This is a genomic window from Mesorhizobium sp. B2-3-4 (assembly GCF_006442315.1).
Classification (GTDB): Bacteria; Pseudomonadota; Alphaproteobacteria; order Rhizobiales; family Rhizobiaceae; genus Mesorhizobium.
Window position 1 is genome coordinate 532,366 of the sequence record NZ_VFVY01000001.1, and the last position, 21,953, is coordinate 554,318.

22 protein-coding genes and 1 tRNA gene are annotated in these 21,953 nt (G+C 62.3%); 11 read left to right on the forward strand and 12 right to left on the reverse strand.

The genetic code is table 11. The features are described 5' to 3' along the window. Positions 1-2 precede the first annotated feature (2 nt). Both mazG and FJ967_RS02985 read right to left on the reverse strand, forming a co-directional pair. Entirely contained in the window at positions 3-827 is an 825-nt protein-coding gene (gene mazG / locus FJ967_RS02980) for a nucleoside triphosphate pyrophosphohydrolase (RefSeq protein ID WP_140730190.1), read from the reverse strand. A gap of 84 nt (positions 828-911) precedes the next feature. Beyond that, positions 912-2,096, reverse strand: a complete 1,185-nt coding sequence (locus FJ967_RS02985; protein ID WP_140730191.1) for an amino acid aminotransferase — start codon at positions 2,094-2,096, stop codon at positions 912-914. Between the two features lie 129 nt (positions 2,097-2,225). On the opposite strand from FJ967_RS02985, the gene FJ967_RS02990 reads away from it, so the two are divergent. From FJ967_RS02990 to FJ967_RS03010, 5 genes are all read left to right on the forward strand, one after another. Further along, positions 2,226-2,819 carry a histidine phosphatase family protein gene (locus FJ967_RS02990; RefSeq protein ID WP_140730192.1) on the forward strand — a complete coding sequence of 198 codons (594 nt, stop codon included), beginning with the start codon at positions 2,226-2,228 and terminating at the stop codon, positions 2,817-2,819. An 88-nt stretch (positions 2,820-2,907) separates the two neighbouring features. Further along, positions 2,908-3,426: a sigma-70 family RNA polymerase sigma factor gene (locus tag FJ967_RS02995; RefSeq protein ID WP_246675149.1), complete on the forward strand. Its 519-nt coding sequence runs from the start codon at positions 2,908-2,910 to the stop codon at positions 3,424-3,426. After that, positions 3,423-4,196 carry an anti-sigma factor gene (locus tag FJ967_RS03000; protein ID WP_140730194.1) on the forward strand — a complete coding sequence of 258 codons (774 nt, stop codon included), beginning with the start codon at positions 3,423-3,425 and terminating at the stop codon, positions 4,194-4,196. The genes FJ967_RS02995 and FJ967_RS03000 overlap by 4 nt, the downstream gene beginning before the upstream one ends. A gap of 23 nt (positions 4,197-4,219) precedes the next feature. Next, positions 4,220-4,936, forward strand: a complete 717-nt coding sequence (locus FJ967_RS03005) for a Bax inhibitor-1/YccA family protein (protein WP_140730195.1) — start codon at positions 4,220-4,222, stop codon at positions 4,934-4,936. Between the two features lie 205 nt (positions 4,937-5,141). Further along, positions 5,142-6,014 (forward strand): aldose 1-epimerase family protein, encoded by an 873-nt coding sequence (locus FJ967_RS03010; RefSeq protein WP_140730196.1) that lies wholly within the window; start codon positions 5,142-5,144, stop codon positions 6,012-6,014. Positions 6,015-6,064: 50 nt separating this feature from the next. Here the strand turns inward: FJ967_RS03010 and FJ967_RS03015 are convergent, their stop codons facing one another. Both FJ967_RS03015 and FJ967_RS03020 read right to left on the reverse strand, forming a co-directional pair. Beyond that, positions 6,065-6,976 (reverse strand): agmatinase, encoded by a 912-nt coding sequence (locus tag FJ967_RS03015; protein ID WP_140730197.1) that lies wholly within the window; start codon positions 6,974-6,976, stop codon positions 6,065-6,067. A 12-nt stretch (positions 6,977-6,988) separates the two neighbouring features. Beyond that, on the reverse strand, positions 6,989-7,519 hold the full coding sequence (locus FJ967_RS03020; RefSeq protein ID WP_140730198.1) for a dihydrofolate reductase family protein: 531 nt from the start codon (positions 7,517-7,519) through the stop codon (positions 6,989-6,991). A 196-nt stretch (positions 7,520-7,715) separates the two neighbouring features. On the opposite strand from FJ967_RS03020, the gene FJ967_RS03025 reads away from it, so the two are divergent. Continuing rightward, positions 7,716-7,934 carry a GNAT family N-acetyltransferase gene (locus FJ967_RS03025; protein WP_348643061.1) on the forward strand — a complete coding sequence of 73 codons (219 nt, stop codon included), beginning with the start codon at positions 7,716-7,718 and terminating at the stop codon, positions 7,932-7,934. A gap of 13 nt (positions 7,935-7,947) precedes the next feature. Here FJ967_RS03025 and FJ967_RS03030 read toward each other — a convergent pair whose 3' ends face one another. The 7 genes from FJ967_RS03030 to FJ967_RS03060 form a co-directional block, all read right to left on the reverse strand. Beyond that, on the reverse strand, positions 7,948-8,766 hold the full coding sequence (locus FJ967_RS03030) for an MBL fold metallo-hydrolase (protein WP_140730200.1): 819 nt from the start codon (positions 8,764-8,766) through the stop codon (positions 7,948-7,950). After that, positions 8,763-9,563 carry a TatD family hydrolase gene (locus FJ967_RS03035; RefSeq protein ID WP_140730201.1) on the reverse strand — a complete coding sequence of 267 codons (801 nt, stop codon included), beginning with the start codon at positions 9,561-9,563 and terminating at the stop codon, positions 8,763-8,765. The genes FJ967_RS03030 and FJ967_RS03035 overlap by 4 nt, the downstream gene beginning before the upstream one ends. Beyond that, complete coding sequence (gene metG / locus FJ967_RS03040) at positions 9,563-11,116, reverse strand: methionine--tRNA ligase (RefSeq protein WP_140730202.1); 1,554 nt, start codon at positions 11,114-11,116, stop codon at positions 9,563-9,565. Before metG ends, FJ967_RS03035 begins: the two co-directional genes overlap by 1 nt. Positions 11,117-11,255: 139 nt before the next feature. After that, entirely contained in the window at positions 11,256-12,311 is a 1,056-nt protein-coding gene (locus FJ967_RS03045; protein ID WP_140730203.1) for a DNA polymerase III subunit delta', read from the reverse strand. Beyond that, positions 12,308-12,982 (reverse strand): dTMP kinase, encoded by a 675-nt coding sequence (gene tmk / locus FJ967_RS03050; protein ID WP_140730204.1) that lies wholly within the window; start codon positions 12,980-12,982, stop codon positions 12,308-12,310. The genes FJ967_RS03045 and tmk overlap by 4 nt, the downstream gene beginning before the upstream one ends. Before the next feature lie 80 nt (positions 12,983-13,062). Then, positions 13,063-14,226: a D-alanyl-D-alanine carboxypeptidase family protein gene (locus FJ967_RS03055; protein ID WP_140730205.1), complete on the reverse strand. Its 1,164-nt coding sequence runs from the start codon at positions 14,224-14,226 to the stop codon at positions 13,063-13,065. Positions 14,227-14,321: 95 nt separating this feature from the next. Continuing rightward, the gene (locus tag FJ967_RS03060; protein WP_140730206.1) at positions 14,322-15,539 is read right to left on the reverse strand and encodes a septal ring lytic transglycosylase RlpA family protein; all 1,218 of its coding nucleotides are present in this window, start codon (positions 15,537-15,539) and stop codon (positions 14,322-14,324) included. Positions 15,540-15,814: 275 nt separating this feature from the next. Between FJ967_RS03060 and FJ967_RS03065 the strand changes: the two genes are divergently transcribed. Beyond that, positions 15,815-15,904, forward strand: a tRNA-Ser gene (locus tag FJ967_RS03065). Between the two features lie 145 nt (positions 15,905-16,049). On the opposite strand, the gene dgt is transcribed toward FJ967_RS03065, so the two are convergent. Beyond that, positions 16,050-17,543, reverse strand: a complete 1,494-nt coding sequence (gene dgt, locus FJ967_RS03070) for a dGTP triphosphohydrolase (protein WP_181175645.1) — start codon at positions 17,541-17,543, stop codon at positions 16,050-16,052. A 659-nt stretch (positions 17,544-18,202) separates the two neighbouring features. On the opposite strand from dgt, the gene FJ967_RS03075 reads away from it, so the two are divergent. From FJ967_RS03075 to FJ967_RS03090, 4 genes are all read left to right on the forward strand, one after another. After that, positions 18,203-19,051 (forward strand): hypothetical protein, encoded by an 849-nt coding sequence (locus tag FJ967_RS03075; RefSeq protein ID WP_140730207.1) that lies wholly within the window; start codon positions 18,203-18,205, stop codon positions 19,049-19,051. Between the two features lie 307 nt (positions 19,052-19,358). After that, positions 19,359-20,216: a sterol desaturase family protein gene (locus tag FJ967_RS03080; RefSeq protein WP_140730208.1), complete on the forward strand. Its 858-nt coding sequence runs from the start codon at positions 19,359-19,361 to the stop codon at positions 20,214-20,216. A 119-nt stretch (positions 20,217-20,335) separates the two neighbouring features. Beyond that, positions 20,336-21,142, forward strand: coding sequence for an alpha/beta hydrolase (locus FJ967_RS03085; RefSeq protein ID WP_140730209.1), 807 nt, complete (start codon positions 20,336-20,338; stop codon positions 21,140-21,142). Between the two features lie 102 nt (positions 21,143-21,244). Continuing rightward, on the forward strand, positions 21,245-21,943 hold the full coding sequence (locus FJ967_RS03090; RefSeq protein ID WP_140730210.1) for a DUF2161 family putative PD-(D/E)XK-type phosphodiesterase: 699 nt from the start codon (positions 21,245-21,247) through the stop codon (positions 21,941-21,943). The last annotated feature ends 10 nt before the right edge of the window (positions 21,944-21,953 follow it).

Sequence of the window (21,953 nt, forward strand, 5' to 3'; positions counted from 1 at the left end):
GGTTATTTCGCGGTTTTTGCTTCCTGCCAGAGCGCTTCCATTTCCTCCAGCGTAGCTTGTTCCAGCGTGCCGCCGGATTTTTCCAGCGCCTGCTCGACATAGTGGAAGCGTGAGCGGAATTTCTCGTTCGTGCCGCTGAGCGCGGCCTCGGAATCGAGCTTCAAATGGCGGCCGAGATTGACGACGGCAAACAGCATGTCGCCGAACTCGTCCTTGATCTCGGCGGTCTCGCCCTTTGCCAGCGCCTCGCGCAGTTCGCCGATCTCTTCCTCGATCTTGTCCAGGATGGGGGCCGCCTCGCTCCAGTCGAAGCCGACGCGGGCGGCCTTTTCCTGAAGTTTCAAAGCGCGGGTCAAGGCGGGCAGGGCGACCGGAACACTATCCAGGAAGCCCTTGCCATTGTCTTCGGGGTCGAGCCCGCGCGCTAGCCGGGACTGCCGTTTCTCGGCCTTCTCCTGCGCCTTGATCTTCTCCCACATGCCCTTGGCCATGCCGGCGCTGCGAGCCTTCTCGTCGCCGAAGACATGCGGATGGCGGCGGATCATCTTGGTGGTGATGGCCTGGACCACGTCGCCGAATGCAAACTCGCCGGCCTCCTCAGCCATCTGTGCGTGATAGACGACTTGCAGCAGCAGGTCGCCGAGTTCGTCGCGCAGATCGTCGAGATCGCCGCGTGCGATGGCATCGGCCACCTCATAGGCCTCCTCGATCGTATAGGGGGCGATGGAGGAGAAATCCTGCTCGATGTCCCACGGGCAGCCGGTCTTTGGCGCACGCAATGCAGCCATGATCTCGATCAGGCGTGAGATGTCTTTGGATGGCGTCATGCCGCGGATTCTAGCGCGCCGCCAGCTGCGCGGCCAACGCTGTCGGCCGGCCGGCGCGCCTTGTCCACAAGTCAGCGGGGCTCTTCAGTCGAGAACCGAAACGATCGCCTTGGCAAGGTCGTCCATGCCGTCCTCGGGCAGGCCGGCGACATTGATGCGGCTGTCGCCGACCATATAGACGCCGTACTCGGCGCGCAGCCGCTCGACCTGTGCCTCGGTCAGGCCGAGGCGAGAGAACATGCCGCGGTGATCGGCGACGAAATCGAAGCGGTCGGAGTTGGACTGGCGGCGCAGTGCCTCGGCGAACTGCACGCGCAGCCGAAGCATGCGCAGGCGCATTTCTTCAAGCTCCGCTTCCCAATCCGCCCGCAGCGCGGCGTCTTCGAGCACGATGCGGACGGCGGCGGCGCCGTGATCCGGCGGCATCGAATACATGGCGCGCGCCGCCGACAGCATCTGGCTCATCGCCACGTCGGCCTGGGCACCGTCCCTGGCCAGGACCATCGCCGCGCCGACGCGGTCACGGTAAACGGCGAAATTCTTCGAGCAGCTCGACGCGACGACCATCTCCGGGACTTTCGCCGCCAACAGCCGCAGACCGAGGGCGTCGGCTTCGAGGCCGTCGCCGAAGCCTTGGTAGGCGATATCGACAAACGGCAACAGACCGCGCTCCACGACAAGATCGGTCACGGCAGCCCACTGCGCCGCATCCAGATTGGCGCCGGTCGGGTTGTGGCAGCAGCCATGCAACAGCACCACGTCGCCGCTTTGCGCCGTCCGCAGCGCGGCCAGCATGTCGTCGAAACGAACGGCACCGGAAGCCGCATCGAAATAGGGATATTCGCGGATCTGCAGGCCGGCGGCCCGCATCACCGGCATGTGGTTCGGCCAGGTCGGGTCGGAGACCCAGACCGTCGCGTCGGGCCGGGTGCGCTTGAGCAGCTCCGCCACCAGCCGCAGCGCACCGGAGCCGCCAGGCGCCTGTGCCGCGCGGATGCGCGTCAGGTCGGCACCCGGGCCGAAGGCGAGCTTTGCCATGACGGTGTTGAAGCCGATATCGCCGGCAAGGCCGAGATAGGTCTTGGTGTCCTGTCCCTGCAGCAGCCGCTTCTCGGCCTCGCGCACCGCGCGCATGACCGGCGTCTTGCCGTCGCGGTCCTTATAGACACCGACGCCGAGATCGACCTTGCCGGGCCGTGGATCGGCACGATAGAGGCCGATCAGCGCGAGAATCTTGTCGGCGGGAGCTGGCTGCAGGTCTTCGAACATAATTATGGTTCCGTTGGCGCGGCGGAGTGATACGCAAATCGAACGCGTTTCACCAGCGGTTTTGGTCGCACAGGTACGAAAGAGGGCGCCTGATGGTGAAGCCTTCCACACTTTGCAGAAAGCATGTCCATGCTCGTACGTCTGACGATGATCTGCAACGGCGCAACGGCCGCGACCCGAAAGGGCGCGTTCCCAGTCGATGAGCCGCTGGAGCCTCGGTCCCTGACCTCTGCCAAAGCCATGCGCGGAACACTGCGCCGCGCCGACCGCGTCTGGACCGCTCCGGCGCTGCGGGCGCGCCAGACCGCCGAGGCGCTGGAATTGCAAGCATCGGTCGAACCGCTGCTGGCGGACCAGGATTATGGCCGATGGGTGGGCAGGGGTTTTGAGGACGTACGGGAACTACAGCCCGACGGCATCGCCGCCTGGCTTACCGATCCCAATGCGGCCCCGCATGGCGGCGAGTCGCTGGCCGACGTAGCGGGCAGGGCGTCAAAGCTGATGGACGGATTGATTGCTCAGGCTGGCCACACCATCGCCGTGACGCATGCCAGCGTCATCCGTACCGCGATCCTGCACGTTCTCGGTGCGCCGCTTGCCGCTGCTGCCAGGATCGACATCGAGCCCTTGAGCATCACCGATTTTCGCAGCGACGGCCGCCGGTGGGTGTTGCGCGCCTGCGGCGTGAGCGCTCCCAAAAGGGCGGATCCGCGCGAGGTCTGACAGGCGGCGGCAGATTCAGGCGAAGAAAAAAGCCGGCGGCCGGGATTAAAATCCCCACATGCTCCGTAAACAGGGCATGAAACGGTCGATGCCACGCTTTGACATCATAGGACAGCTCGGGTCGCTGCGGCGTTACGCGCGTTCGCTGACGCGCGACGGCGTCGAGGCCGAGGATCTCGTGCATGACGCGCTGGTGCGCGCTTATGAGCGGCGCGGCACGTTCCGCTCCGGCGGAAACCTTCGTGCATGGCTGCTGTCGATCGTCCATAACACCTTCATCGACCGCGTGCGTTCGCGCCGGTCGGAAGCGGCGCGCCTCGAACAGGCGGCATATCTTGCCGACGGCAGCACGCCGGCGCCGCAGGAGCATTCGGTGCGTTTGGCCGAGGTGCGCGAAGCCTTTTTCAGACTGCCGGAAGAGCAGCGCTCGGCGCTGCATCTGGTTGCCATCGAAGGGCTTTCCTACCAGCAGGCCGCCAATGCCAGCGGCGTGCCGCTGGGCACGCTGATGTCGCGCATCGGCCGGGCGCGCGCTGCGTTGCGCCAGATGGAAGAGGCGCCGGCGCGCGGCAAGAATCATCTCAGGATCGTGGGAGGCGACTCATGACCGCTCTGGTCGACCCGGTTACAGACGCCGATCTCGACGCCTATGTCGACGATCAGCTTGACGTCACCCGCCGCATCGAGGTTGAGGCTTTCCTGTCGGCGCGCCCGGAGACGGCCGCGCGTGTGATGCTGGATCTCAGGACCCGCGACGAGCTGCGCGTGGCGCTGGCCGGCTCCGAGGGCATGGCGCGTCCGGCGACAGCCGATGCGGCGCGGCGGCTGGAAAGGGGGCTTGGCCAGGGCCGTATCTTTGCCGTGCTGCAGCGCGCGGCGACGATTGCCGCCCTGATCGGCGCCGGCTGGCTGGCCAACGGCATCATCGGGCCGATGTCGGTGACCAAGGTCGTCGCCTCGCCACAGCCGCCTGCCTATGTCGAGGAAGCGGTGCGGGCACACAGGACGACGCTGGTGCGCGAGAGCATGCCCTCGCAAACCGAGGCGCCCAATTACAATGCCGGCGAAATCCGCGCCGCCACCGCCATCGTCATGCCTTCGCTGCCTGCGGACTGGAAGGTCCGCGACGTGCAGATCTATCCGTCGCGCTTCGGACCGAGCGTCGAGATGGCGCTCGACACGAAGGAGATGGGGCTGGTGTCGCTGTTCGCGATCCGGCCCGGCAGCTTCGACGTGGTCAAGCCGGCCGTGGCGCCCTCGGGCGACATCTCGTCGGCCTATTTCCAGATCGGCGAGGTCGCCTATGCCGTGGTCGCGAAAAGCGGGGTCCATGACCTCGACCGCGCCGCCGAGACGCTCGCCAGAACGCTTTACTGATCGACCCGCAAAGGAGAATTGAGATGAATACCCCCAATATGGGATACCGCGTCGGCGCGGGCGCCCAGTCCGGAGCCGTCTACGACGAGGGCCTGCGCCAGCATATGCTGCGCGTCTATAACTATATGGGCCTTGGCCTGGTCGTCACCGGCCTCATCGCCTTCATGGTGTCGTCGACGCCGGCGCTTTACGTGCCGATCTTTTCCAGCCCGCTGAAATGGGTGGTGATGCTGGCGCCGCTCGCCTTCGTGCTCCTGTTCTCGTTCAAGATGCAGACCATGTCGGCGGCAAGCGCACAGGCGATGTTCTGGGCGTTCTGCGCTGTCATGGGCCTGTCGCTGGCCTCGGTGTTCCTGGTCTTCACCGGAACCAGCATCGCGCGCACCTTCTTCATCGCCGCCACCATGTTCGGCGCCACCAGCCTCTACGGCTACACGACCAGGCGTGACCTGACCCAGTTCTCGTCCTTCCTGATCATGGGCCTGATCGGCGTGGTGATCGCCAGCATCGTCAACATCTTCCTCGGCTCGACGGCGCTGCAGTTCGCCATCTCGGTGATCGGCATCGCCGTGTTCATCGGCCTGACCGCCTGGGACACGCAGACGATCAAGGAACAGTATGCGGAGAATTTCGATGCGGAATCGCGCCAGAAGCTCGCCGTGTTCGGCGCCTTCTCGCTCTATCTGAACTTCGTCAACATCTTCCAGCTGCTGCTGAATTTCACCGGCGAGCGCGAATAGTCCGAACCGTAGCAGGCAACATTTCGGTTCTGCCGTGGCCGGAGGGAAACCTCCGGCCACTTTTTCGTCTGGAGCGACCTCCGCTGGCTTCTGCCGTCGCACGTCTATCGCAACTGTGTGAAAGACGAATGCGAACCGCCGCCTTGAGTTTACGTCCGGCCATTTGCTAGCCTGCGGACCACGCCAGGGCAAACCGCGAGGACATATGGCACAGGACAGCCAGGCACTTCATGGCGAGGGAATCTCGGCCGTTATAGTCGGGCAGGGGGCCGAACTGGTCTCGCTGCGGAATGCGGATGGGCTGGAGCTTTTGTGGCAGGCCGGACCGGCCTGGCGGCGCCATTCCCCGGTGCTGTTTCCGATCGTCGGCCGCCTGAAGGGCGATCAGCTGCGCCATCGCGGCCAGGCCTATCCGATGACCCAGCACGGCTTCGCCCGCGACAAGCCGTTTGCCTGGGCCCAGAGGAGTTCTCGATCCTGTACCCTGGTGCTCACCGACGATGCCGAAACCCGGACGCGCTATCCGTTCGCGTTTCGCCTGGCCGTGACCTACAGGCTGGGCGAGGGGCAACTCGACATAGAATTCGAGATCATCAACACAGGCGACGAGCCGATGCCTGCGTCGATCGGCGCGCATCCGGCGTTCAATTGGCCGCTGCTGCCGCAGGTGCCCAAGGAGGATTATTGCCTGACCTTTGCCGAGGATGAGCCTGCGCCGATCCGCCGTTTGAAGGACGGCCTGCTGCTGCCCGAGACAAAACCCACGCCGATCCAGGGCAAGACCCTGGCACTCTCTGAGCGGCTGTTCGACGATGACGCCGTCATTCTGGACCGGCCGGCCAGCACCAGCGTGCGCTATTCCGCCGAGCGTGGGCCGGCAATCGAAGTGTCGTGGCACGGGTGCAACGAACTGGGCATCTGGTCCAAGCCGGGCGGCGCGCCGTTTTTGTGCATCGAGCCCTGGCACGGCATCGCCAGCCCGGTCGATTTTGACGGCGAATTCGCCGACAAGCCGGGCGTGATGCTGATCGAGCCCGGTGCCAGGCGCTTGCTTGGTTATCGCATCGGCCTTGGCTAGGGAGCCGCGGACGGGCGCCCGAGACCGAATTCAATTTCAAAACCAGGGTTTCAAGCCTGCCGGACGATGGTCCCAATAACATTGACCAGGACCCGGCTGGCGGTAAGCGCCGACAGATTGTCGATGTCGGCTGGAGGGTAGTACTCGACGAGGTCGAAACCGGCGATTCTGGCCCGCCTGCCAAGGCCCGCGATCAGGTCAATCACTTGCGTGTAGGTAAGGCCGCCGGGGGTGCGGGCCGCCACGCCCGGCATGATGGAAGGGTCGAGGCTGTCGAAATCCAGGGTGACGACAACTTGCGCCGCTTCCGGAATATGCCGCAGAGCGGCTTCGATACCTTGGGCGTGGATCTCACGGGCGGTCACGAAGCGGCTGCCATAGCGCTGTGCTGCTTCGACGTCGCCGGCGCGGGCGCTGCCGACGCTGCGGAGACCGACCTGCACCATGCCGACGACATGTGCCATCTCGCTCGCGCGCCGCATCGGGCTCGAATAGCCGTGGTGTTCGCCATGCACTTCGTCGCGCCAGTCGATATGGGCATCGATCTGCAGCACCCAGACCGGTCCTTCATCCGCAAAGCCGGCGAGGAAGGGGATGGTCACTGAGCAGTCGCCACCGAGCAGGATGGGCACGGCCGGCACCGCCAGGATTTCGCGCGTCCTGGCCTCGATCCGGGCGCGATTGCCGGCATTGTCATGCATGGTGGACGCGATATCGCCGGCATCGACGCAGCAGACCGGCTTGCCGTCGAATAGCGGACCGCCGAGGTCGAAATCCCAGTGTTCCAGGAACCCGGCGTCATCAAGGCTCGCGGCGCGGACGGTGTTGGCCGCCGAGGCATAGCCGCTGCTGTCTTCAGCGGGATAGGCGGTGCCGTGGCCGATGCCGAAGATCACCGCGCGAGGCTTCGCGCCATCGGTGAGGCGGCCGGGCAAGCCGAGAAAGGTGGACGGAGCTGTCATGCCTTGAGCCTTTCAGGCGGGAACATATGTCAACCTGATCACGTCTTCACCGATCAAGTCGTTGGCCACGAGACGCAGCGGCGGCCGGGGGCCGGCAAAGAAAGGCTTGCCGCTACCGAGTACTACGGGATGGAAGTAGAGCCGATACTCATCGATGAGGCCAAGATCGGTCAGGCTCTGCGCCATCTCTGGTCCTGAAACCGAAATCTCGCCCGCCAGCTCGTCTTTCAGCCTGCGTATCGCTGCCTCCGTGTCTTCAGCGACAAGCGTCGCATTAGGGCCGACTGATTTCAGCGATCGCGACACGACCCACTTCGGCAGGCGCCGCCATGCCGCTGCGAACTCTCGCAAATCCGGCGTCCACTCTGGATGGTCCTCGTCCCAATAGCGCATGACCTCATACATGCGGCGACCGTACACGCTGCCCGTCAGGCCTTGCACGTGCTCGATCCAGTGGCGGAAGAGCACGACATCGGGCGCAAAGGCTTGATGGTCGACATAGCCGTCTAGAGACAGGTTCATTCCGAAGACGAGCTTAGCCATTCTTGCGGATATCCATCCCGGGATTACTGGTCTGCCGGAACTGTAAGTGAGGTTGGAGAGCAGGGCCAGCGCGACATTGCATTTGACACCACCAGGCTTACCTCGGGACCCATGTCCAAAAGTCGCATAAGATAGATTATGGAACTAACACGTTGATAGGCCGCCGGGAATTGCCGGGGATTTTCATGGGCTTGGCATCACCTGGTGCGAGGCCATGGATGTCGAACCTTCGCACCGGCGGCGCGGCATTGGTCAGGCGCTGATGGCAAAAATGCTGCGCGACGACCGGGCGCACGGCGCGCGCAGTTCGGTTTTGATGGCCATGCATGCCGGAGCGCTGCTGTATCTCCGTATGGGCTATGAGCAGATTGGAACGCTGTTTATTTTCGCGCCGAAGAAACAACGGTCTTCATGAACCGCGCTTCACATCACGCTGAGTCATAAGAGATTTCGATCACCATGCCGTCGTAGGCCGGCGCCACGTGGTCTGGCGTCTCAGCCATCACCGTGACGTAGTCCAGCGGCACATGCATATGCGTCAGCACGGCATTCCTGGGCGCCAGCTTTTCGATCCAGGCAAGTGCCTGGCCGAGCGACAGATGGCTGGGATGGGTGTGGTATTGCAGCGCGTCGATGACCAGCACATCGAGACCGCGCAGCTGCTCGGCGGTGGCTTTGGGAAAATCGCTGATATCGGGGCAATAGGCGAGCCCACCGATGCGGAAACCGAGCGAGATGATGTCGCCGTGAATCTGTGGCAGCGGATCGAAGGTGAGGGCACCCCCCTCTCCTTCGATCACGACCGGCTTGCCATGGTCGATGATGTGAGCATCGACGATCGGCGGATAGGAACTCCCGGGCGGCGTCTCGAAACAGTAGCCGAACGCCTCGCGCAGCCGCAGCATGGTCGGCTGGTCGGCATGGATGTCGATGCGATGCCGCTGCTCCAACACATAGCCGCGCAAATCGTCGATGCCGTGGATGTGGTCGGCGTGCGGATGGGTGTAGATCACGCCGTCGATGCGCCTCACCGAAGCCATCAGCATCTGCTCGCGAAAATCCGGGCCGGTGTCGATGACGACCGTGGTGCGGCCACCATTGGCGGCAATGCGCTCGACAAGTGCGGCCGTGCGCATGCGCCGGTTCCTGGGATTGGTCGGGTCGCAATTGCCCCAGTCGCCGGTGATACGTGGCGTGCCCGGTGACGACCCGCAGCCGAGAATGGTCAGGCGCAGCCGGTCGCTCATGCCTCGGGCGCCCGCTGGTCGGGGCGGGGCATTTTTCGAAACAGCCGAAAGAAATTACCGGTTGTCAACGCCGCGATCTCAGCCTCGTCGACACCGATCGTTTCGGCCAGAACCCGGGCGGTTTGGGCGACGTAAGCCGGCTCGTTGCGCTTGCCGCGAAATGGCACTGGCGCCAGGTACGGCGCGTCGGTCTCGACCAGCAAACGGTCATGCGGCACATCGGCGGCGATGGCGCGCAATTCGACCGAGTTCTTGAAGGTGAGGATACCCGAGAACGAAACATAGCCGCCTAAAGAGACGCCAACCTCTGCGAGCCGCCGTCCCGAGGAGAAGCAGTGCAGGATGAAAGGGAAGGCGCCCTTCCCTGTCTCGTCCTGAAGAATGGCGGCCATGTCGTCGTCGGCATCGCGGGAATGGATGACGAGAGGCAGCCCGGTTTCGCGCGCTGCGGCGATGTGGGCGCGAAAACCCTGCGCCTGCGCATCGCGCGGTGCCTTGTCATAGAAATAGTCGAGCCCTGCTTCACCGATCGCCACCACCTTGGGATGGGCTGACAGGCGGACAAGGTCGGCGGTGGTGACGTCGAGCTCTTCCGCCGCATTGTGCGGATGGGTGCCGACCGAGCAATAGACTTCGTCGAAAGTCTCCGCGATTTCAAGGATTTGCTGAAACCGCTTCACGCGCGTGGAGATCGTTACCATCCGGCCGATGCCGGCGGCTAAGGCGCGGGCGACAATGGCCGCCCGCTCCTCCGCGAAATCCGGAAAGTCCAGATGGCAATGGCTGTCGACGAGCATCAGGCGTTCGCGTCCGTCTGTTCGACATAGCGCGGAAACACGCCCTCCGGCGCCGGCAATGCCGTACCGGACACCAATGCATGATCGGCATGAACATGCACGAAGTCGCGCGCGTCGGCCGGCACCGCCAGCAGATCGAGCAGCTTCGAGGCCGATCCCGGAATGTAAGGCTGGCACAGCACCGCCACGCGCCGCACCACTTCAGCCGTCGTCCAAAGCACCGTTTCCATCCGCTCCGGATTGGTCTTCTTCAGCGCCCAGGGTTCTTGCCCGGCGAAATACCGGTCGGCTTCCGCCACCACGCCGAAGATCGCCGCCAGTGCCAGATGGATGCCCTGCTCGGACATGGCCTTGCGCGCGGTGGCCAAGGCGTCGACCGCCTGGTCCAGGATCGCGCTGTCGGCTTCGGTCAGGTCGCCACGCTTCGGCACCACGCCGCCGCAATTCTTGGTGATCATCGACAGCGAGCGCTGCGCCAGATTGCCCAGACCATTGGCCAGATCCGCATTGGTGCGGTTGACGATCGCCTCGTGGCTGTAGCTGCCATCCTGCCCGAACGGCACTTCGCGCAGGAAGAAGTAGCGCACCTGGTCGAGGCCGTAATGTTCGACCATCGTGAACGGATCGATGACATTGCCGACCGACTTGGACATCTTCTCGCCGCGGTTGAACAGGAAGCCATGGCCGAAGACGCGCTTCGGCAGCGGTATGCCGGCCGACATCAGGAAGGCCGGCCAGTAGACGGCGTGGAAGCGCACAATGTCCTTGCCGATGATATGCGCATCGGCTGGCCAGAACTTCCATTTCTCATCTTTTTCATCGGGATAGCCGACGCCGGTGATGTAGTTGGTCAGCGCATCGACCCAGACATACATCACATGCTTCTCGTCGCCCGGAACCGGCACGCCCCAGTCGAAAGTGGTGCGCGAGATCGACAGGTCCTTCAGTCCCGCCTTGACGAAGCTCATCACTTCGTTGCGGCGCTCGGCCGGGCCGATGAAGTCCGGCTGGGTTTCATAAAGCGCGATAAGCTTGTCCTGATAGGCGGACAGGCGGAAGAAGTAGCTCTCTTCCTCGACCCATTCGACCGGCGTTCCCTGCGGCCCGTAGCGGACATTGTCGGGGCGGACCTCGGTCTCCTCCTCGCCGTAATAGGCTTCGTCGCGCACCGAATACCAGCCGGCATAGCCACCCTTGTAGATGTCGCCATTGGCGTCCATGGCCTTCCAGATCGCCTGCGAGGATGCGTAGTGCCGATCTTCCGTGGTGCGGATGAAATCGTCGTTGGAGGCGTTGAGCGCGGTCGCCATGCGCCTAAACTCGGCCGAGTTGCGATCGGCCAGTTCGCGCGCCGAAATGCCTTCGCGCTTGGCCGTTTGCAGCATCTTGATGCCGTGCTCGTCGGTGCCGGTGAGGAAGAACACCTGCTTGCCGTCGAGCCGCTGGAAGCGGGCAAGCGCGTCGGTGGCGATCAGTTCATAGGCATGGCCGATATGCGGCTTGCCGTTCGGATAGGAGATCGCGGTCGTGATGTAGAATGTGTCGCGTGACATGAATGAACCGTCATGAATGTCTGAATGGAAGCCGTGGCGGTGGATATCGCATCGGAATGGCGATTGCCATCCCGAGACCGATGCATGCCGCCCAAAAGTGGCCCCGGTTGCGGGCCAACGGCGTGCACCGAAAAGGCCGTCACATTCGCATTGCAGAATTCAGGCGGTCGATCATGGTCAGGGCGTGCTGCTTCTTGTCGAGATTGTAGGTGTCCGTCTCAGATATCGCGTCCAGCGCCTCGTGCCAAGTATCCGAGAGCGTTTTGGCCCGATCGAGATCGCCAGCCAGCGCCGCCCGGCTTGCCGCATCGGACAGCAGGTCCAGCGCCCGGCGGTTGAAAATGTCGAACTGGATCGCTTGGTCTTTGCCCGCGACCGCCTCGGCGAGGCGATAGGCACCGCCGATATCGCTTCTTCCCGTCGCCACCAGGCCATCGAGCGTCTGCGCGATCTCCAGCCCGCCATATTGCGTCAACAGGATCGCGTTGCGGGCGCTCCCCCCTGCCCGCTCGACCAGTGCTGCGCGCGCGGCCGGATCGACCGGCGGCGGCGGTTCGGCGGTCTCCAGCACCGCCAGCAAGTCGTCAGGCTCCAGAGGCGTCAGCCGCACGACCTGGCAGCGCGAGCGGATCGTCGGCAGCAGGCTACCCGGCGCATGGACGATGAGAATGAACAGGGTCCGTGCCGGCGGTTCCTCGAGGTTCTTCAGCAAGGCATTGGCTGCATTGGCGTTCATGTCGTCGGCCGGATCGACGATCACCACCCGGTAGCTGCCGTCGTGCGACGTCAGCGACAGGAAGCGGCCGACCTTGCGGATTTCGTCGACGGTGACGACGGTCTTGAAGCTCTTGGTCTTGTCGTTCAAGGGGCGGGTCAGATGCAGCACGCCGGGATGCGCACCGGTGGCGATCTGGCGAAACAGCGACGAGGCCGGATCGGGAACCGCAAGGTTGGCGGGTGCCTGGTCGACGGCCGGATGCTTCAAAAGGTGATGGGCAAGATGGAAGGCGAGCGTCGCCTTGCCGATCCCGACCGGTCCGGCGAAGATCAGCGCATGCGGCAGTTTTCCGGCACGATAGGCGCTGGCAAGCATGGCGGCGGCCTGCCCGTGCCCGACCAGACGCGGCGTTTCGGAGGGTTCCGGCACGCCGTCCAGCGTGTCGTGCTGTTCGGGCGCGATGCGTTCGAAGATCATACGGGCGCGGCCTGCCTGTTGCGCGCCGGCGCCCTCGCCTCCAGTGCCGCGAATACGGCGGCGGTGACGACATCCTCCACCGTGTCCGGATCGGCGGACGCATCGATGACGATGCAGCGCCCCGGCTCGGCCGCGGCGATCGCCAGGAACGCCTCGCGGCGCGCCTGGTGGATGGCCAACGTCTCCTTTTCGAAGCGGTCGGCACCGGCATCGCTGCCACGCCGCAATGTCGCGCGCTTCAAGCCCTCGGCCGGGTCTATGTCGAAGACCAACGTCATGTCGGGCATCATGCCGTTGATCGCAACCTGCTCCAGCGTGGCCATGAACGCCGGCTCTATTCCGCCGGTGACGCCCTGATAAACGCGCGAGGAATCCAGGAAACGGTCGCAAAGCACGATCGATCCGCGCTCGACGGCCGGACGGATGACTTGCTCGACATGGTCGGACCGCGCGGCGGCGAACAGCAGCGCTTCCATCTTTGGCCCGAACGGTTCGGCGGCTCCTGAAAGCAGCACATGCCGGATCGCCTCGGCGCCCGGCGAGCCGCCCGGTTCGCGCGTGCGTACGACATCATATTTCTTGGCGCGCATCTTCTTGGCCAGCCGCTCGATCTGCGTCGACTTGCCTGCGCCTTCGCCGCCTTCGAAGGTGATGAAAAATCCGCGCGCCAACCGAGGGCCCTTGTTCCTGTTTGAGTGGATTGTTGCGCTCTAGATAGTCCGCGCCCGGGAAAAAATCCATGCCATCGGTGCTATCGCAGCCAGCCGATCGCCAGTTCCTTGACGGCATCGAGGGCACGCTGCGGCAGCGTCCCCACGCCGATCGACTCGGCCGCGAACAGCGGTGTCTCCTGGCTGAGCGTATCGCCGATCCAGACCCGCAGCGCACCCACCGGCTGCCCCTCCGCCACCGGCGCGGCGACCGGACCGGTATAGACGATCCTGGCCGTCAGCTTGTCGCGATTGGTGATCGGCAGGAAGATGTCGATCGGCCCTTTCGCCTTCAGCGTCACGCCGGATTTCGCGCCGCCGAAGACCTGGGCTTCGCCGACCACTTCGTCCTTGGCGAAAATCTCGGTCTTCTCGAAAGACCGCCCGCCCCAATCGAGCAGCTTGCGCGCCTCCTCGGCGCGTTCCTTGTCATTGGCCAGCCCGCTCATCGCTGCGATGACCCGTGAGCCGCCATGGCTGACCGAGGCGACGATGCCGAAGCCGGAGGCCTCGCTGGCGCCGACCGCCAGGCCGTCGGCGCCAATGTCCATCGCCAGCAGAGGGTTGCGGTTCTTCTGCGATATCTTGTTCCAGCTGAAATCCTTCAAGCCGTAATAACGATAGAAATCCGGATACTCGCGCCACAGATGCAGGGCGAGCTGCGTCAGTTCGCGCACGCTCGTCTGCTGGCCGTCGGCCGGCAGGCCGGTCGAATTGACGAAAATCGACGTCTTGAGGCCGATCTGCCGCGCGCGTTCGGTCATCTGCGCGGCAAAATTGTCCTCGGACCCGGCCATCCCTTCGGCGATGACGATGCAGCCGTCATTCGCTGCCTGCACAGTCACACCCTGGATCAGGTCCTCGATGCGGATTGCCGATTTGAGCTTGGCGAACATCGTCGAGGTTCCCGACGGCGCCCCGCCCTTGCGCCACGCGTTCTCGCTCACCACGAACGCATCGTCGAGCTTGAGGCGCCCGGACTTCAAGGCGTTGAAGACCATTTCCATCGTCATCAGCTTGGCCATCGAGGCCGGCTGGATCGGCTTGTCGGCGTCCTTGGAAAACAACACCGTGCCGGTGTCGGCATCGATCATGAAGGCCTGTGCGGCCTTGGTCTCGAAAAGCTGCGCGCGGGCCGGCGCCAGGGAAAGCAGGAGACTGAGAAGAAGAACCGCGGCGAAAGGCTGAAGCAAGCGAAACTGCATGAAATGCGACCCGTTGGCCGGCCCCTCCGGCGTGCCGAAACTATCGGGCTTTTTCGGTGACGGATCAACTGCCGGACGCAAGGCCGGCTTTGCGATCAGTCGCGCACGACCAGCGCGTCGGGCGCGCCATGCGACCATGCAGCCTTCAGCAAATCGTCCAGCCCGCCATGACCGTTCGGATAGAGATTGACCGCATACCAGTCATTGCCGTCGAGATCGGAACGCTGGATCTCTATTCTGCCAAAGGGCTTCAGTGCCGAGGCCACGCGTTTGGCTTCGGCGGCATCGTCGAAGGTGCCGGCGGCGACATAGTCGGTGTTCGGCTGCGCTGCTTGCGGGTTGGACTTTTTCCACGACCGCAGGATGTCGGCGGGCGCCATGCCGCTGTCGTCCAGGGTGGCAAAGACATCCGCGCGCCGCACCCGCTCGTCGGCATAGGACAGCGAGGCCATGGCGAACGGCGATTGCGGCGGCAGGCCGATCTCCGGCCGCTCCGGCACGATCGGCCCGAAATCGGGCAGCGCCAGATCGCCGAAGGCCGGCGGCGACATCTGTGCCTGGACCGGGGTGCCGGAATCGATCAGCTGGCCGGGAAACGGCACGGCGGCGGCCCCGACCGGGAGGCTTGGCGAAGGTCCGTTCATGGCCACCATGACGCCGGTTGGCAAGCCATCCGATGGATCCGGTATGCGGTTGCCTGGATGGTAGGAGGCCATCAGATACTGGTCGTCATTGCCGTCGAGCGGTGCGCGGCCGACATATTCGACCTTCACCTTGGCGGTGCCGACCTTGGCGTAGTCGAGCATCTGCGCGGCACGCTCGGAGACGTCGATGATGCGACCCTCGTGATAGGGGCCGCGGTCATTGACGCGCACGATGACGGAGCTGCCGGTTTCGAGATTGGTGACGCGGGCGTAGCTCGGCAGCGGCATGGTCGGATGCGCCGCCGTCAGTTGCGCGGTGTCGTAGACCTCGCCATTGGCCGTCAACCGGCCATGGAAGGCGTCGCCATACCAGGAGGCCAGACCGACCTTGGCGTACTTCTTGTCTTCCTTGGGATAGTACCACTTGCCGCGCACCTGATAGGGCTTGCCAAGCTGGTCGCGCCCGCCGCCGCGGCGCATGAATTGAACGCGCGGGCTCGCCTTCACGCCATATTCGGTCTCGGCGAAATATTCCTTGGAGCGGGTCTTCTTGTAGACCATCGCTTTCGGCTCGGGTTGTGACGCGCAAGCGGCAAGCAATGCAGCCGAAGCCGCCAGCAACGCAACTGTGGCAACGCGACGAAGACGCGGGTGCGTCACAGCCTGCATTCTTGATTGCCCCCTAAAGTCTCAACCAAAGACATCGTATCCGACCATTGAAGGAGCCAAAGCGCTCACTCGACAACGACAACGACGCCTTTGAACCCCGATCCTTTGTGCGCAGGAATTGTTTATCACGGTATTAATCGATTGTGGCCGGAACCGGGCAAGATTGTGACGCCGGCTGCCATCCCCGTCCGACACACAGCGGCCCGCATGGTGCAAGCCGGTTGACAGGCCTTCGCCACGCACTCTAGAGCAGACGCCAGTGGCTGACAGTCACTGGAGGGATGGCCGAGCGGTTTAAGGCACCGGTCTTGAAAACCGGCGTGGGCGCAAGTTCACCGTGGGTTCGAATCCCACTCCCTCCGCCAGCTCACATTGATTTATTGATATTTTCACGTGGTTCCTTCTCTAGAACCATAGGCTACTAACAAATCAAACGCTGGTAGCGTGATTACGGGCGGCTGCTAAGTCTGATAGAGTTCGTTTAAAGCAATTTCGTACCAATTGGCGTGCTTAATGCGGCTTCCAGATAGATTGTGGATTTTCGCTCGTCAATCTGGCGTACATTTCTACGCAATAGCGGTCGGTCATTCCCGAAATATAGTCGCATACTACTCGAGCTTGCCAGTCTTTTTTATCTATTTCAACGAATAGGTTTCTCCAGTCATTTGGCAGGAGCGCCCTATCGTCAATGAAACATTTAAATAGCGTACGTATTATCTGATCGCCGCGTTTTTCAGCTATCTTCAGCATTGGAGATGATATTAGGAGCTCGAATGCAAAGTGCTTAAGAGTTTCCACATATTTGAATGTCGAAATATTTAGACTCACCGCTGACATGGAAGGGAAATCAGGATTAGGTTCGACTTCAATCTTTCTTATAAACCTACCGACCAAATCAGAAGTGAATGAAGTTCGGAAATAGCCGACTTGGCCAAGGCGTTGTGAACGATCAGCAGTCTGGGCCGACAGCAGAAACGCTGCTTCCTCCGGAGTCACGCCATCCAGAAGCCGTTTCAATGTCGCGTCGTCGGGTTTGAAAAGCGGATAAAACAATTCGGCCAGAATGTCATTGACGTGACTAACGTCGAAAATTCGATCGCTCTCTGGGGAGGCTTTGTATTTCTCATCGAGGTTCGATTTTACTTTTTTTGCAATGCGCTCCTTAAAAGCATCATCCTTTGAAATCATAATTAGTGGCGACAGGAATTCAGCTTTGAATGCGTCTTCGAGGTCATACGTAGAATAAGCGATGTCATCCGCTACATCCATAATCGCGCATTCAACGGTTTTGAAATCGCCAGAGTACCCAGGAGCGACGTTGGCCTTGATCGCGGATATCAGCGACTGCTCGCTGGCATAGTAGCCTTTGACAGGCTTTTTATCGTTGTTGGCCTGTTGGCGCGCCGTCAGAGTCTCCTGAATCGATCGATCGTACTTTAGGATCGAAGCCAAGCTACGATAGGTGAGATTTAATCCGAGCCTTAAGTCCTTCGACGCTGTTGCGTCCACCGAGCGCGGATAAGCAGATATTGCAGGATATTCGGTGGTGGCCTTTTTCTCAATTCGACTTAGTAGCCGTAGAGTCTGTGCATTGCCTTCAAACCCGCCGTGTTCGAGCATCAACTGATCAAGCGTTGCCTCGCCGTTGTGGCCAAACGGAGGATGGCCGAGATCATGGGCAAGTCCGGCGAACTCCACGAGATCAACATTGATGGGATTTTTGGAGAAGAACGGGTTGGTGCTGTTAATCCGTATTGCAACAGATTTTGCTATTTGGGCGACTTCCAACGAGTGCGTAAGCCGATTCCTAAAGAAGTCGCTTTCATGAGAGGGAAAGAGTTGCGTCTTTCCCTGAAGCCGCCGAAATGACGGTGAGTGGATTAGGCGCGCATAATCTCTTCGCGCTTCAGCTCGATATTTTTCAGCGCCTAAGTTTGCGCTAATTCGTATGGCTGCTTCCCGTTCCCAGTCACCCTTTTCGTAGAGCTTTGTCCGCGTTGTCACCATTTCCCCCACGCTTGCTGCCGCTGTTTTGTGTTGCGGCTATCGCAATTTTTGTGTCACTTTTCGATGCGATTTTTACGCTCGAAACCGATGACAATCGCTCTGATGAAATCGTACGCGCGCCGTAGAGACCTGCGGAATCTACCATCGTAGCCGTCTTCGCCATGTGATCGCTCCTCGTCCGATGTTGCGGTTGATACTATTTGGTACCATAAGCGGAAGTCACTTTTTAAATAGCCTTGACAAATCGGCTGTCAAAAGTTTTTGCCGATTCCGTCATTAAATTTCTGTTACGATCACTGCCAGGTTGGTGGAGTTGAGCGGATTGCGCTGCTCATTGCGATTTTGCGGTACGTACGCGTGCAGATGGCGTCATGCGGAGGGACTCGCTCTTGATAAGTTGAAAAAGCCGTTCGTGATCGCTTTGGTCGTCTGCGCCCGTCAAATCGTCAGCCATGTTCGCGGCCTGTCGATTACGGCGCATCGCAGATTAGGGGGGTATTGAGACCTGGGCCCAAGGGCTGAAATGCCGGGCGGTTGTGTCCGAAGAGTGTCGTGCCGGCAAATGTCCGTTGCCGCCCCAGAATGTTCCTTGCAAAGCAGAGCCATGACCTGCGAGAGCATGCTCCGAGTTCATGAGCCAGGTGGATTGCAGCAGCATGAGTTGGAACGCCGTCGCGTCCTTCGGCCCCAAGGCTTTCCATGACTTGAGACTCGCCGCGCGGGATGTCGCCGCGCGCCGGCGCCCTGCCCCGGCGGACCTCGCGGAGACTTCGGCGCAAGATCTCTATCTCGCCCCGCATTTCGACGACATCTGCTTTTCGCTTGGGGCTTTCGTGCACAGGCGCCGGCAGGGCATGCTGCTCACCTTGTTCTCGAGATCGGCTTATGTGGCCCGGCCACGGACGATCGCGGCCGAGGGCGACGAGCGTATCGCGGTGATTTCCAATCTGCGCCAGCGCGAGGACCTGACTTTCGCGCGGGAAGCAGGCTTGACCTCCCGCTTTGGCGGGCTCGACGAGGCGCCACTGCGCGGGCGCGGGCCTTTCGAGGCCGCCAGGGCGGACGAGGACGCGCGGCTGCTGGGCGATGCCGTCATCGACGCCATCTTCGCGGCGAGGCCCGAAGAGCCCGGAGGCCGCCGTCCCTGGCTTTTCTGCCCGATGGCCATCGGCGGCCACCTCGATCATCTCGTGGTCCTCAAGACCGTGCTGCGGCACCATGAGGCCTTGCGGACGCGCTGGCGTATCGCCTTCTACGAGGATCTTCACTATGCGGCGGCCTGGCGTGCGCGGGCGGACGGGCTCTTGCGGTTCCAAAGCCTCGCCGCATCGCTGCGGCTCCGGCGCTCGTTCTGGCCGATCGGCGAGGCCGCCGGGAAGCTGGCGCTCGTCGCGCTCTATCCAAGCCAGTTCGTCGAGCCGCCGAGGTCGATAAGACCGTTCACGCCGGCGCAGTTCATCCCGACGCCCGTGCATGAGGGACTGTGGAGCGCCGACGAGCCCTGACCGATACGGCTCAGCCTGCTCAGCCGCACGGCATTTGCTTTTTTATATGAAAAACCCCACCGGCAGGGACCGGAGGGGTTAGTCCTGGGAGGACGCGCGTTGCGCTGCGTTCGTCAAGCGCGCAATGACGAAATATCGCCAGGTTGCGACAGCGATGTGACAAAGGCGTCCGTGCCTTTTCACATCACCGGTCGCGAGCACCATCCGGGCAGCCTGCGTCAAGCCTTTGGAAAGGAGAAATGTGGTTGTGTTCGCGAGCTGATGCGCGCGTCGCGGCGGCCAAGGGCAAGGCGATAGAAACGGTCGAATGGATATCTTTGGCATCAAGGGCCTGTTGATCTGCGCGCTGATCTTCATTCCGTTCGAGCACCTGTTCGCCGAGCGGCCGCAAAAGATCCTGCGCAAGGGCCTGGGCGTCGACCTGATCTATGTGCTGTTCAACGGCCTGATCGTGAAAGCAGCGATAATCCTGATAGCGGCCAACACGCTCGAAGCCGCTGCGATGCTGGTCCCGCAATGGATAACGCAGGCGGTCGGCGGCCAGCCCATCTGGCTGCAGGTCGCCGAAATCATCCTGATCACCGACATCGGTGTTTACTGGGCACACCGCGCGTTCCACGAAATTCCCGCGCTTTGGAAGTTCCATGCGGTCCATCACGGCATTGAGGAACTGGATTGGTTGGGTGCCTTCCACTCTCATCCCGTCGACGCCATCGTCACGAAGGCCATTTCGCTGACGCCGGTCTTTTTTCTCGGTTTCTCCGAGGGCTCGATCGCTGTCTTTTCCGCTATCTATTTCGGGCACACGCTGCTTGTTCATTCAAATTTGCGCATTCCGTTGGGACCCTTGAAGTGGCTCATCGCCAGCCCGCAGTTCCATCGCTGGCACCATGCCAACCAGCGCGAGGCCTACGACAAGAATTTTGCCGGCCAGCTGCCGTTCCTCGACGTGGTTTTCGGCACGTATAATTCGACCGGCAACAGCGTGCCGGAGAAATATGGCGTCGATGATCCGATCCCCGCCAGCTATTTCGGGCAGGTAGCCTATCCCTTCCGACGCCGCGTGAAACGGTCGAAACGGGCGGCGCAAAACAGCGAAGTCCTCCATGAAAGCCAGCCGGCGCGAAAAAGCGAGGCGGCGAGCGCGGTCAATATCGGCCGTTAGGCAGGCGCTATCCCGCTTGCCATGTCACCTGGTGGCAGCAGAAACCCCATCATGGGTTGGTGCTGGCGCGTGCCAGCCATAGATGTAAGTTCCTGCGCTTATCTTGAGGTTGTTTCGGCATGGACTATCGCGACGACGACCTCGGGAAATTCGAAGCGCATGGCGCCGCTCCCTTGCCGGCCACGGCGGATGAAGGCCAGGTGGAGCACGACGGTGCGAAAATCTGGTACGCCACGTTTGGAGCGGGCTATCCCGTGATCCTGCTGCATGGCGGCCTCGGCCATAGCGGCAATTGGGGATTTCAGGTCCCCGCATTGGTAGAGCATGGCTATCAGGTCATCACCATCGACAGCCGCGGCCATGGACGCAGCACCCGTGACGGACGGCCATACAAATACGAACTGATGGCGTCCGACGTCCTGGCCGTGATGGATCGCCTGCGATTGGACAAGGCGGTCGTGGCAGGCTGGAGCGATGGCGCATGCGTTGCCCTGATCCTTGGCATGAAGGCCGCCGAGCGCATCGCGGGCGTGTTCTTCTTCGGCTGCAATATGGACCCCAGCGGCACCAAGGAATTCGAGGCCAGTCCCACCATCGAGCGCTGTTTCGGACGGCACAGGAAGGACTATGTGGAACTGTCGGCGACGCCAGACCGGTTCGACGCATTTATCGAAGCCGTCAGCCTGATGATGAAGAGCGAACCCAACTATTCTGCCGCCGAGCTTGGAGAAATCCGTGTGCCCGTGGCTGTCGTCCAAAGCGAGCATGACGAGTTTATCAAGGACGAGCATGCCGCCTATCTGGCCGGCAGCATACCGGCATCGGAATTGATCATGCTGCCCGACGTCAGCCATTTCGCGCCGCTGCAGCGTCCCGAACAGTTCAACCGTGTCCTGTTGTCTTTCCTTTCGAAAATTCGTTCCTGAGACCCCGCCACACCGCTTGCGCAATCCTTCACTCCGGCCGGAAGGCGTGAGACGTCACGCGCCTGGGAGGCTTTTCGTATCGAATCGGCTATGCCTTGCGGGATGAACGAGACCTCACTCTATGCGCCGGTGAAGCGTTTCCTCGAAAACCTCGACTTCGTCGTGAAGGGGGAAATCGGCGGATGCGATATCGTCGCGCTGCGCGAGGGCGAGCCGCCGATCGTCGTCATCTGCGAACTCAAACTGCAGTTCAATCTCGAACTGGTGCTGCAGGGCGTCGACCGTGCGGCTGCTTGCGACGAAGTGTGGCTGGCGGCGCGCATGTCGGCGCGGGGCAAGGGGCGCGAAAGCGATGCCAGGTTCCGCAATCTCTGCCGCCGGCTCGGCTTCGGCCTGCTCGGCGTGACGGCCACCGACCGGATCGAGGTGCTTCTCAGCCCGATCGCCCTGGCTCCGCGCAAGAATGCGCGACGGCGCTCTCGCCTTGTCGACGAGCACCGGCGCCGCCGGGGTGATCCTGTCGTGGGCGGAGGATCGCGCAATCCCATCATGACCGCCTACCGGCAGAGCGCCCTCGCCTGTGCCGCCGCCCTCGCCGACGGTCCCAGACGGCCGCGCGATCTGAAAGCCGTCACGCCGATCGCGCCCAAGATTCTGCAGCACAATGTCTATGGCTGGTTCGCCCGGGTCGAGCGCGGTCTCTACGATCTGACGGACGCCGGCCGCGACTCGCTGGTTCGTTGGCCGCAGCTCCCTCACGATGAGGCCCGACACGAGATTTTGATTGCGCCGGCCCCCTGAATGCCCGGTT